The sequence below is a fragment of the Dysgonomonas sp. HDW5B genome, assembly GCF_011299335.1.
Classification (GTDB): Bacteria; Bacteroidota; Bacteroidia; order Bacteroidales; family Dysgonomonadaceae; genus Dysgonomonas_A.
In genome coordinates this window covers 3757375-3771041 of the sequence record NZ_CP049858.1, presented here as the reverse complement: position 1 = coordinate 3771041, position 13667 = coordinate 3757375, and the positions used below count along the sequence as shown (strand labels likewise).

Sequence of the window (13667 nt, the reverse complement as noted above, 5' to 3'; positions counted from 1 at the left end):
TATAAGTGTTATTTATTAAATATGGCTGCCTCCGATAGTCACTCTGGTTGATATAAGGCAGCCATATTTAATTTATTATTCGGAAGTAATTATCTCATGGTTATATCACTTACTTAGAAAATGGAATACCATATATTCAGCTTTCGCGGGATCTCTTTTACCGAACCAAATACCTGTAACGCTACCTGCAACATCCGATTCAACCTTTACTATTTTCCATTGGTTTTCTTCTGTTGTAGCAACACTTATCCAACCTGCAATAACGAAAGTAGGTGTTACATCTTTAAATGTAATTGTATTGGTGGATTGAGTATTTGTATAAGTTCCGTGAGTTTCGGTTCCATTATCTTGCCTTACAGTTACCTTTCCATCTTTAGCAAAAGTAATAGAACAACCATCAATATTTGCAACCGAAGAATCATCATAACCTGTCCAAGCGGCAGCAATAATATCTGCCCTGCTATTCCAATCGTTCAGGAGCTTACCATTCAAATCAGCCCAATTGAAAGGTACTTGGGTATCCAGCACCCATGTTTTAGATGTGTTGACTGCCAATATTTCGGTTTGATCACCAAAATTAAAATTCGGATCTTCGGTTTCTTCAGGAACATAATTTTCGGCATATGTATCCGATACAAAATTCCAGACATACAAATAATCACCTTCCGAATTAGTCCTGCGAACACCAACCATCAATTGGTTTTCGGTCAAAGAAAGCACAACCAAATCTTTGTTCCAGTTTGTTGCATTGGCTATGAAGTTTTTCGAACGGAGAATAGTTGCATCCGTAGTAGTAAGCGTATGATTGTTTACATCCAGAAAGAATGTGCCCGACTCATCAACACCTTCTGTTACCTTATGAGTTTTCATATAAGCTCCCCCCTTCAGGCTAAATGTCATACGGCTGTTTTTATCGGCTTCTTCAATAATCCATTGGTTATCATTCCACGAAGGAGCCCACCCTATTTCGGCTGTTCCTGCTTGCCACTGCGTCCATGTGGTTAATGGAGCACAGTAAGTTAGAGGTCCGCTATTAAGTCCGTAAGCTCCATAGTCTAATCGCCATACTTTTTCGTTACCCACACCACCTGTCAGATTAGTCCATAGAGGATCGTCCACATAACTCAGGTTAGAAGTAGTAAGAGTCAGAACAAAAGGATCGGCATCAGTAGTTCCTCCCTCTGAAAGTACTCCGTAAGTAAATGTATAGGTACCGGGAAAAGCAATTCTTACAGTATCTTTTACACGGGTCGAACGTCCTAAAGGCGTTGTCCAATAAGGAGTAGCATTAGGGGTTAAACTCTCCAGAATAACCATATTCGGATCATCGGGGTTTTGCGTAATGCTAAACTTCAACTGATCTTTCGATATAGTGCCTCCTAGCTGGGGTTCATCGGGAGAACACGATGTGGCTAATAATATTACGCTTAAAGCAGCGAATATCAATGTATATATATTTTTCATAACGTTTCAAAATTAAGTAACACTAAAAAATATTGATTATTACCATCCGGAATTTTGAATCAAAACACCATTCGATAAAGTGATCTGAGTATTTGGTATCTGCATAAAGCCTCTTGTCTTTTTGATGTTCTCGGCAGTAATAACCACTTCATCATCTACTGCACCACTTTTTACTTTCTGAGTCTGTGCAATTGTTGACGCTGCAACATCTAATCCCTGACGTAGTAAATCCCAATACCTGATTCCTTCGAAAGCAAACTCCAACCGGCGTTCTTCGATTATATTGGCTTGCGAAACCGTTTTAGCTGTCAATCCGGCACGTTTACGTACCTTATCGTAATAAGACTGAGCTTTGGGAGAACCCAATTCGGCAGCCATCAGCAATACATCCGCATACCTGATTACAATAAAATCCTGATCTTGTGATATCTGAAAATCATTAGAGCCTCCTGTATCCGAAGTTCCATCGGGTAAAGCTATCGGAGTGTATTTTTTATTCGAATACCCTGTGTATTCGCGTGTGTCTTTCATATCGAATGTTTTGGCAATACCTTCGCCTACGATGTCGATCACAGAAGCTGTTTTACGTTGATCGGCATCCGAATACGCATTTACCAACTTGGGATTTACCGAACAAGCTCCCCACCCTTTTCCGTATGGTGACCAGTTGGTATTACGCATTCCCAACATTACCAGCCAACGGTTGCCATCGATATTCCCGTTATAATCGCTGGTATTATTAAATTTTTGAGTAAATACGGTTTCTATGTTTCCCATTCCTGCATAGCCCGATCTATCCAGTGTATTATCTTTTTTATTAGGAATATAGCTTGCTGCAGGCCATAAAGATTTATAGGTAGAAACCAAATCGTACTCATTACTGTTTATAACATCTTCGAGACCGGCTAATATTTCGGATTGTGAAACTCCCAGGTCATCGGCTTTATAATATCCTGTATAAAATAAATAGACGCGTGCCAACATCGATTTGGCTGCATAGGTAGTTACCCGTCCGTCATTCTCACTGGCCTTAGCTTTAGGATAAGCATCCGATGGAATATTTTCGGCTGCAAACTTAAGATCACCGGCTATTAATTTATAAATTTCCGCCGGTTCCGATTGGGGTATATTGGCAGTTGTAGGCTCTGTTAACAGAGGTACTCTTTCGAAAAGACGAACTAAATCGAAATACATAATCGCTCTAAGAAAACGAGTTTCCCCCTCGATTCTCTTACGTGCAGTTGTATTGTTTCCCCAACTAATACCATCGAGTTTTTGCAAAAGCGTATTGCAACGAAAAATCCCGGCATAATAATCGCTCCATGTTCCATTAAACAAGTTATTATCAGAAGGAGATTGAGAGATATCAAACCTATCCAATGCCTGATAGGCACGGGCATCAGTATTCCCTGTTCCACCAAAGCAATTATCTGAAAGTATCTCCGATGCTACATAAAATGCAAGATTTCCATTCGCAGATGTACGCTGAAACCCATCATAACATCCGATTAAAGCCATTTCGGCATCGGCAACGGTTCTATAAAAATTTCCATCTGTAACAGTCGTTTTAGATTCGCTATCTAAAAAACTGTCTGCACAAGACGATAGTAATCCCATACCTATTACAATCGCCGCTATTATATTAAGTTTAAACTTATTCATAGTTTTAATTTTTTAGAATTTAACGTTTACACCAAACAAGTAAGTTCTCGGACGAGGATAATATCCTAAATCGATACCCGACACCCAATCGCTTGTTCCATAACCTATTTCGGGATCCATACCATCGTATTTGGTAAAAGTGATCGCATTTTGAACAGAGGCATATACTCGCAACTGACTGATGTATTTCCATTTGATAAGTGATGACAAGTCGTATCCCAAGATGATATCGTTAATTCTCAGAAAATCGCCATCTTGTATGTATAAATCCGAAAATTGCCAGTTCACATTCGTTTCTGTTACACGAGGTATTCTGTTCGAAGTACCCTCGCCTGTCCATCTATTCAGTATGGCGGTAGTATAATTTGCCTGCTTATTGGCATGGTTACGATACGATTGAACAATTTTATTACCTAATACCCCATTGGCATTAACTGTAAAGTCAAATCCCTTATAGTCAAAACCTAAGTTAAAACCAAAAGATAATTCGGGCATACCGTTACCTAAATCGGTTTTATCTTTTGCATCTATCTTACCGTCTTTGTTGATATCCAAATATCTAACATCTCCCGGTTTTACGTCGGTTTGAAGAATTCCGTTACCGGCAGCTTTCCATTCAGCAATTTCTCGTTCGTTCTGAAAAAGACCTGCTGTTTTGTATCCCCAGAAATATCCTATTGCATGACCATTTTCGGCACGATAAAATTCTTCAGAATTGTCATAAAGCATATTTACAGCACCGTGTATAATACCATCTTCGGTCGGAATATTTCCTACTCTATTTTTATTATAAGCACCATTTAATGCAGCATGGTAATTAAATTTACCAACATTGTCATTCCATACAAAGGCTAACTCAAATCCTGTATTTTTAACATCTCCACCATTGATATAAGGTGCATTTGCTCCGGCTGTTGCCAAAATAGGAGCTACAACCAACCAATCTTTAGTTGTTTTCACATAAAAATCGGTAGTTACTCCCAATCGACCTTTCAAGAAGCGTGCATCTAAACCAATGTTGGTTTGTTCCGAAGTTTCCCAAGTAAGCTCTTTATTAGATAACCGGCTTGGATAAGCCCCCGGAACATTCGATTTACTTGTACCGAATACATAAAATGCTGCCGGATTACTGCTACTATATCCTGTTGATGTATTGATAGGAGACGAATATTGGAAGTCGTCAATATTCTGGTTACCTACTTGTCCCCAGCTCACCCTGAATTTCAACATATCAAGTATCGAATTCTTGGTTATATTTTCCATAAAAGGTTCATTCGAGATAAGCCATCCTGCAGAAAAGGAAGGGAAATATCCCCAACGGTTTCCTTTTGCAAATTTCGATGACCCATCGGCACGAAGTGTAGCATTAAACATATACTTTTCGGCATAGTTATATCCTAAACGAGTAAAATACGATAAGCGGCTATATACATTTTCGGGTTTACCACCTACGGTTTTGGTTTCCACTACATTCCCGTCATCATCCAGATGTGCCTGTCCGGTAGTATTATCTAAATAAGCATGCGAAAAATCATTGAACTGAGATAGTAGATTCCAGTTTGATCCCGATAAATAAGTACCTTGATAACGAACAGCTTCCATACCGACTAAAGCATTGAAAGCATGGTTTTCATCGATAGTAAAATCATAACCTGCTGTATTCATCGAGGTCAGTGTATGTCCTTTACTCATGTTCTGATTTACTGTCGAATGGTCGTTATTGTATGAGTAAATTGAAAACTGATACAAGGGTGTAAAGCTTCTATATTCCGATGCATAATAATTGATACCGAAAACAGATCTGATTTTCAGGTTCTTTATAGGTTCGAGTTCGGCATATACATCAGCCATTAGTTTCTGACCGTCATTACTATTATTACTGTTGGTCATCATCCAACCGTAAGGATTACCGTCTCCTTTGTACCAAAGAGAATTGCTGGTATCATTAAACGGACTGTCGTATATATTATTATCGCTGAATACGGGAGATAACGGCGAAGTAGCAAAGGCTCCTCTCAATGTATTGTTGTACTGGTTTCCTACATTTACACCTCTGTTTTTTATATAATTAAAGTTCAGATGTTGACCAATCTTCAATACATTGTTATATAGTTTATGTTCTGTATTGATACGAAAGCCATAGCGTTCGTAATTAGACACTTTACTTCCACCAACAATACCTTCCTGCGAAGTATAATTCAAGCCGAGAGAGTAAACCGATGTTTCGGAACCTCCGTTTACCATCAATGCATAATTTTCGATCTTTGCATTGTCTTTGAACATCTGGCTGATCCAATCAGTATTGGCAAGTTCCCCCATAGCACCAAAATCGTATTGTGAAGATCCCGAATTAATTGCCTGCTCGTTCATTATCACTTTATACGATTCGGCATTCAACATTTTAGTTTTACGAGGTACATTCTGCATACCGTAAAAAGCATCAAACGACACCTGTCCTTTGCCTTTCACTCCCTGCTTGGTGGTTACCAGCACTACCCCGTTAGCAGCCTGTGCTCCGAAAATTGCTGCCGATGCAGCATCTTTAAGTACATCTATCGATTGGATATCGGCAGGATTGAGCACTGTAATATCACCTTCAATACCATCTATGATATAAAGAGGCTTAGCGTTGCCTACGGTACCTAAACCACGAATGGTTACTTTGAGATCGGCACCCGGTTGTCCCGAAGTAGATGATATCTGTACTCCCGGAGTTTGTCCTTGCAAAGCCTGAAGTGCATTTGTGGTATTCAACTTCATCAAGTCATCACCTTTGACCTGAACTGTAGCACCGGTATTCAGTTTTTTCTTTTGGATACCGTATCCGATTGCAACGACTTCATCAAGTACATTGTTATCTTCTTCCAATTCTATATTTATCTGCTTTTGATTACCTACTGCTACTGTTTTAGTAGTATATCCCAGATAAGTTACTACCAAAGAAGCATTATTGCCAACCCTTATTGTAAACTTACCATCCAGATCGGTAATTGTTCCGTTGGTAGTTCCTCTTTCAACGACCGAAGCTCCCACCAGGGCTTCTCCTTTACTGGAAACAACCCCCGAAACTTCCTGCGTATTCTGAGCATGCAGACCAGCTAACAATCCAAAGCTTAGTATAATCGTCAAACATAACCTTAACAGGCCTATGTTAGAGGATTGGTTAATTAATCGTTTTAATTGCTTATTCATGGTTATTAAAATTTTAAGAAATTAATGTTTTTTCATTACTAACTTTACATGGTTACAGATAACTTCTTACCTGAGTATTCTACGATTTTAGGAGTTTGATTTTTATTGTCTTTAGTTATTAATTCGATTTCGAAAGTTCGGGTCGCAGGCATTTCGGCGTAACTGCCCTGAATGTCTGCAATAGTTACGGTTTTGGTTTTCTCGTCATAGTTAATTTTGATTTTAGCAAATTGTCCCTTTTCATAATTATAGTTTACACCTTCATCTTCATAAATTGTAAATTCACCGTCTTTACCTGAGTATATTTTCAATTTAATATTATCTGCCTGAGATTGCTTTGTATTCTGAATATCCTTACCGAAGGGAAGAATAGCCCCTTCTCGGACAAACAACGGAATACGTTCGTACGGAGCAGAAACCTTCTCTGTTTTACCTCCTGTTATATATCTGCCTGTTTCAAAATCATACCAATTGCTATTTTCAGGAAAGTAGACATTACGTGAAGTCGTTTTGTAAGTATATACGGGGCATACCATCAGGTCGGGTCCAAACATATACTGATCGTCGATATTGTAAGTTTTCGAATCTGTACCAAAATCCATTATCAGAGCACGCATAATCGTATAATCATCGAAGTGCGTCATTCCGGCAAGAGAATATATGTAAGGCATCAAACGGTAACGAAGCTTATCATAATATACCATGCTTTTGTATGCCAGATGATTTTCGGGAGCAATGTTATAAATCTCGCGATATGGATATTGTCCGTGACTGCGGAACAACGGACAAAATGCTCCAAACTGAAACCAACGTGTATTCAACTCACGCCATTCGTTTAAATCCTCCGAACCTTCTTTGGCTTGCTCGTAACGTTTCTCAACACAAAATCCACCGATATCCATAGTCCAGTAAGGAATACCCGACATAGCAAAATTAAGTCCTGCAGAAATCTGTGCTTTCATATCTTCCCAACGAGTACCAATATCGCCACTCCAAGTTGCTGTCGAATAACGTTGTAAGCCTGCAAATCCCGAACGGGTCAAAAGAAATACACGATTATCTGGATTAACCGAACGTTGTCCGTTATAAATAGCCATGGCATTCACCAAAGCATATGCATTAAAATACTCCGTTGATGAACCTAAAGCCGTAGGTGTACTCAACTCCTTGCGGTATTTCATACTTGCATTCGATAAAATATCGGGTTCAGAAGCATCCATCCACCAAGCATCGATACCTTTCGAATAAAGCTTTTCGTTCATCTGATCCCAGAACAATTTACGGGCACCCTCGCTGTAAGCATCGTAAAATCCGGCTATATAACCCTTCCCTATCCAGTCTCTGATACTGTCTTTAACGGCACGGTTATACATCCAGCCTTTTTTATCAAAAGCTTTATAATTGTCGGTTGTATAATAAAATTTAGGCCATACCGATATCATAATACGGGCATCCATTGTATGTACACTATCGATCATCCCTTTAGGATCAGGAAAACGAGCAGAGTCAAAATCGTGACTTCCCCATACATCCTGAGGCCAGTAAGACCAGTCTAAAACAATATTATCAAGTGGAATCTCTCTCTTACGATATTCTTTTACGGCATTTAGCAATTCTTCCTGTGTTTTGTAGCGTTCGCGACTTTGCCAGAAACCCATTGCCCATTTAGGCATAATCTGCGATTTTCCTGTAACCGTACGATACCCTTTTATTACTTCATCCATATTGTTTCCTCTGATGAAATAATAATCGATCTCGTCACCCATTTCCGACCAAAGAGATAGCTTGTTTTGATCTTTCTCATTCTTAGAATCTAAAGCCTTAAGGCTTATATACGATATACCGCCATCGGGTTTCCAGTCTAATTTTATTTTGTGTTTTTCTCCGGCTTTTAAATCAACAGCAAATTTGTAGCTATTCGGATTCCATGCTGTACGCCACCTTTCGGGAACAATTAACTCATCATCAATATATACTTTGGTATAACCTGCATAATACAGTATAAATCGGTGAATACCCGATTCTTTAGCTTCGAATTCTCCTTCCCATGTAATTCTTGAATTATTGAATGGAAAATCTTTCGGGAAATTCTTTACCGTTTCCAGATTTTCATAATCTATTGTACTTTCAGTGCGTTCTATAAATATATGTTTGGGATCGTTACTTTCCATATAAGTAGCAGTAAGCCCCCCTTCTTTTCCGTTTTTATCGAACAATTTAAATTGATCCAGATTTTCATAATCTCTGGGATCTCCAAATTTGGTTAAGGAATAATTATCCCACAGAATACCGTAGTTTTTGGAGGATACAATAAAAGGAACAGATACTTTAGTATTATATTGAAACAATACTTCATTTTTTCCCTTGTAGTTAAATTCATCGGATTGATGTTGTCCAAGTCCATAGAAAGCCTCGTCATTGGGCGATTCGAACATCTGGCGTAGAGTATACGCTTTTTTACCTTCCACCTCTATGTCTTTAAATGACTTTCCGCCACCTTTATTTTCTGATAAAAGAATATTTCCCTCTAAATCAGTAAAGGTTATCTCTCCTGTTTTCAGAGATATTTTGGCTATTGTTGTAGCAGTCTTTAATAATAGTTCGTCTTTTTGCTCGATCACTTCCCAGCCCGATGTCTGTGTTTTCTCATAAACACTGATTAAACTTTCCCTATCCGAGAAACTGTTCTTTGGGGTTGCACTTACACGAATAATATCGTCTGTAATAACTTGCAATCGGATGTGTTTCGTTGCAGTAGTCGAATCATTCTTCAGGTTTACAATAATTCCATCCTGAGTTTTCTCATAAGAATCATTACAACCAAAGAACAGAGCAGGTAATAACACCATTATTAATAATAGATGCTTCTTCATGGTCAATTATATTTTTAGATTTTAGTAACAATACAAATGTATACCATGCTATAACTAAAGTTCTGTTTAAATGTTCTGAAAAGAAGGTGATCCTGAACAAAGGAGGGGTGCATATGTTTCTATAGTGAGGCTAAATTTGTAATAAAACCTTTGGAATTACATAATTTATCTAAATTTGTTAGAGAAAGAATCAATGTTAGCCAAATCTTCATGAGAACAATTATTTCATTACTATTACTCATACTAAATAGTGCAGTAAGTATTATTTATGCACAATCATTCGACTTTTCACATCTGGATAATAGCTATGGATTGTCCAACAATCAAGTGGAATGCATTTTCAAAGACAGCCGTGGATTTATGTGGTTTGGAACCAACCAAGGCTTGAACCGATACGATGGTCTCAATTTCAAAGTATATAAACATAACCGAAACGATCTTACAAGTATTCCCTTCAATAGAATTACCAATATTCAGGAAGATAGCGAAGGTCGATTATGGCTACAGGTCGGAGAAATGAATTATGTCGTATACGACTTTAAGACAGAGAGTTTTATTCAGAATATAGATTCGGTAGTTTCAAAAATGGGATTGCCAGCCTCTCCTTCGATTGTCGAGATAGATGCAAATAAAAATTTCTATATTTATTATAAAGGCAAAGGAATATACAAGTACAACATAGAGACCGGAAAATATGTCATATTCAATCAATCGAAGCAAGGGCAAACTTTTAGTCCGGGAGAAATTATTGATTTTAGAGTATCTAACCAATACATTTGGGCACTTTATAGAGATGGCTTAATAGAGAGATTCAATAAAAAGACCAATTTAGTAGATATTCGTAATACATTCTTCAAAGATAACTTGCAAAATTCCACTATTCAAAAATCGTTATTTGTAGATGCTGACAATGACGTCTGGGTTTATCCCGGAGTTGCCGATAAAGGTAGTGCTTACTACGATACAAAAGCCAACAAATGGGTTTTCCTGAATAAAGATTCAGAAATAGCTCTTTCGAGTAACTTCTTCAGATGCATGGATCAGGATAACAAAGGCTTGATCTGGATAGGCACAGACCATGGAGGATTAAACCTGTTTGATAAGAAACAAAAAAAGATTACGGTATTGCGTAATAATATTTACAACAGTAATTCAATAAGCCAGAATTCAATTATTAGTATTTTTTGTGACAACGATGGCATTGTATGGATAGGTACATACAAAAAGGGAGTATCTTATTACCACCCCAATATGTTCAAGTTCAAAAAGTCACCTCTATTTTATCACTTTAAAGAAGACTCCGATACTTTTGATTGTAACAGTTTATACAAGGATGATAACAACAATCTCTGGATAGGTACAAATGGCAGAGGGCTTATCAAATACAATGAAGAAAAGCAAAGCATCGAAACATTCAATTATAACGCCAACAATCCCCAAAGTATATCTGCTGATATAATTACGTCTCTATTAGAAGATCATTCCAAGAAATTATGGATAGGAACTTTTCTGGGAGGTCTCAACTCTTTCGATGGTAAAAATTTTACACGATATCAGATTAATGAGACTGATTCAAACTCAATATCAGGTAAAAGTGTATACGGGCTTGCCGAAGATATAGATAATAACCTCTGGATTGGCACTTTAGGAGGAGGAGTTAGCAAATTAAACCCGTCGCGGACTAAATTCGAAAGGCATACAGTCGCAAATACCCCCCGGCTACATTCCGATTACATACTCTCGGTGTATACTGATATAAATAAGAATATTTTTTTGAGTACCGACAGAGGCATTAATATTATAGACAGCAAAACAAAGCAAATAGCACCATATTTCAAAGAACAAACAAAGCAAGATTCTCTTTCGGACATATTAACGAACAATATATTGGTAGATTCGAGAAATTTAACGTGGATAGCTACAGATAACGGACTCAATATATATGATCCCTCCAGCAATCAAATCACATATATTACAACTAAAGAAGGGCTTCCCAGCGACGAGACTGTATCGCTTATAGAGGACAACAATAATAATATTTGGGCGGGTACTCGCAACGGATTAGCTTGTATTCATTGTGGATTGACAAATGGCATCTTGAACTATTCAATTACTTATTTTGATGTAAAAGATGGGCTTCCCAGTTCTATTTGCAATCAGAATGCAATATTCAAAGACAAAACGGGAATGATATACGTGGGAAGTACAAGCGGATACATAAGTTTTGACCCCAATAATATTGTTTTTAATGAGTATATTCCCAAGCCTCGATTTACTGAATTACTAATTGCAAATCAACCCATAAAGCCCAATGAAAAATATAATGGCAGAGTTATTATTACGAAATCAATTACTTACCTGAATGAGATTACCCTGAACTACAAAGAGACTAATTTCACTCTTCTTTTCTCGGCACTAAACTACATACACCCCGAAAAAAATCACTACAAATATATGCTGGAAGGCTTAGATACCGATTGGATAGAGGTTAAAAATGGAATTGGAGCAGCATCGTATTCAAATCTAAATTCGGGTACTTACAAGTTGATAATATATGCAGGTAACAACGACGGGGTTTGGAGTGATACACCACTAGTAATGAAAATTATAGTAAAACCGCCATTCTGGCTTACATGGTGGGCATTTTTCATCTATTTTATTATTCTCATAATATTTTTGAGATTCTTCATCATATATAAGCTAAATAAACAAAAGCATGAGTTTAAACAGGCACAAAAGATAATGGAGGCCGATAAAATTCATGAAGTTGATGAATTGAAATTCAGATTTTTCACAAATATCAGCCATGAGTTTAAAACACCTATAACGCTTATACTAACTCCTCTTGAGAAACTTTTAAAAGAACCATATACAGAAGAGCAAAAAACATTATTGACAATTATGCGTAAAAATGCTTTAAGCCTTCTCAACATGGTAAATGAAATTCTCGATTTCAGGAAGTTAGACTTAAATAAAATGAATCTGAGCCTCTCTACAGGCGACATAATACCAATAGTAAAAGATATCTGTCAGTCTTTCTCCTCTTTGGCTGTCGACAAACCCATCAAATTTACATTTACAACTTATCTCAAAGAACTTCAGATGAGCTTCGATCCCGAGAAAATGAGTAAAATCGTAATTAACCTTATTTCCAATGCTTTCAAGTACACTGAAGAAGGACATATAGATGTAAGTATAGGTATTACTGAAGAGGTTCAAAAAGATGCAAAAAAACAACTTTGCATTAAAGTATCCGATACAGGCATAGGTATTGAAGAAAAGTATTTAGAAAAAATATTCGATCGTTTTTTTCGCATTGAACAATCTCAAAAGATAAACCAAACTGGAACCGGAGTCGGATTACATTTAGTTAGTGAATATGTAAAACTGCACAACGGCGAAATTTCAGTGGAAAGTACTGTCGGCAAAGGCTCTACATTTACAGTGTTGATACCGATAGACAACTCGAGTTATAAAGAATCTAAAAGTCAGGATATTATTTATTCGGGAAGTACTGAGACTTCTGAAATACCTGAACCAATTGAAAACAAATCTTCTACCCCCTCCAAAGATTTAAATCTGCCGCTATTATTAATTGTAGATGATAATGAAGATTTTAGAGAATTTATCCAAAGCTTATTCATAAAATCATATCGGGTAATTACAGCAAATGATGGAGAAGAAGCATCTCAAATAATATTAGATCAATTGCCTGATATTATTTTATGTGATGTAATGATGCCCAAGATGGATGGGTACGAACTCTGTCGTATTATAAAAGCAGATATCCGAACTTCTCATATTCCGATAATACTTCTTACAGCAAAATCGTCCGAAGAAAACCAATATTCGGGAATAGAAGCCGGGGCAGATGACTATATATCAAAACCATTTAACATAGATATGTTGACACTGAAAATCTCGAAAATAATAGAACGTCAAAAGAAAAATCAGCATAACTTCAAGAAGAAAATAGAAGTAAATCCGAGCGAAATAGAAATAATGACAATGGATGAAAAGTTTGTAAAAAAAGCAATCTCCATTGTCGAAGATAATATAAGTAATGCCGATTTTCTGGTGGAAGATTTATGTCGGGAAATGGCTATGAGCCGTGTCTATTTTTACAAAAAAATATTGGCATTGACCGATAAATCACCATCGGAGTTCATTCGTTTTATAAGACTGAAACGTGCAGCCAATCTATTAGAAAAAAGCCAAATGTTTGTCAACGAAATAGCATTTCAGGTAGGTTTTAACGACCCCAAATACTTTCGGAAGTACTTTAAAGACGAATTCGGTGTAACACCCAACGAATATAAAAAAAGGTTTATAAATTAGCCTTAAGAAACATATCAGTACTATTTAGTAAGCAAATAACCCCCATATTGATGAATGAAATACCCTGAACGGAAACACTTTTAGAAGACAGTATACTAATTAAACAATAACTTTGTATAGTTAAGGTCTCAGACCTTT

Annotated in this window: 5 protein-coding genes; 1 reads left to right on the top strand and 4 read right to left on the bottom strand. The window is 37.1% G+C overall.

All coding sequences use genetic code 11. The features are described from left to right. Window positions 1–105 precede the first annotated feature (105 nt). Genes G7051_RS15460 through G7051_RS15445 form a run of 4 tightly spaced genes read right to left on the bottom strand, consistent with a single transcriptional unit; the run spans window position 106 to window position 9191 of the window. Window positions 106–1464: a hypothetical protein gene (locus G7051_RS15460; protein ID WP_166201661.1), complete on the bottom strand. Its 1359-nt coding sequence runs from the start codon at window positions 1462–1464 to the stop codon at window positions 106–108. 39 nt (window positions 1465–1503) lie between these two features. Next, window positions 1504–3126 carry a RagB/SusD family nutrient uptake outer membrane protein gene (locus tag G7051_RS15455; RefSeq protein ID WP_166201659.1) on the bottom strand — a complete coding sequence of 541 codons (1623 nt, stop codon included), beginning with the start codon at window positions 3124–3126 and terminating at the stop codon, window positions 1504–1506. A gap of 12 nt (window positions 3127–3138) precedes the next feature. Then, complete coding sequence (locus tag G7051_RS15450; protein ID WP_166201657.1) at window positions 3139–6318, bottom strand: TonB-dependent receptor; 3180 nt, start codon at window positions 6316–6318, stop codon at window positions 3139–3141. A gap of 44 nt (window positions 6319–6362) precedes the next feature. After that, on the bottom strand, window positions 6363–9191 hold the full coding sequence (locus G7051_RS15445) for a TIM-barrel domain-containing protein (RefSeq protein ID WP_166201655.1): 2829 nt from the start codon (window positions 9189–9191) through the stop codon (window positions 6363–6365). A 210-nt stretch (window positions 9192–9401) separates the two neighbouring features. Between G7051_RS15445 and G7051_RS15440 the strand changes: the two genes are divergently transcribed. Next, window positions 9402–13529, top strand: coding sequence for a two-component regulator propeller domain-containing protein (locus G7051_RS15440; RefSeq protein ID WP_166201653.1), 4128 nt, complete (start codon window positions 9402–9404; stop codon window positions 13527–13529). Window positions 13530–13667 lie beyond the last annotated feature (138 nt).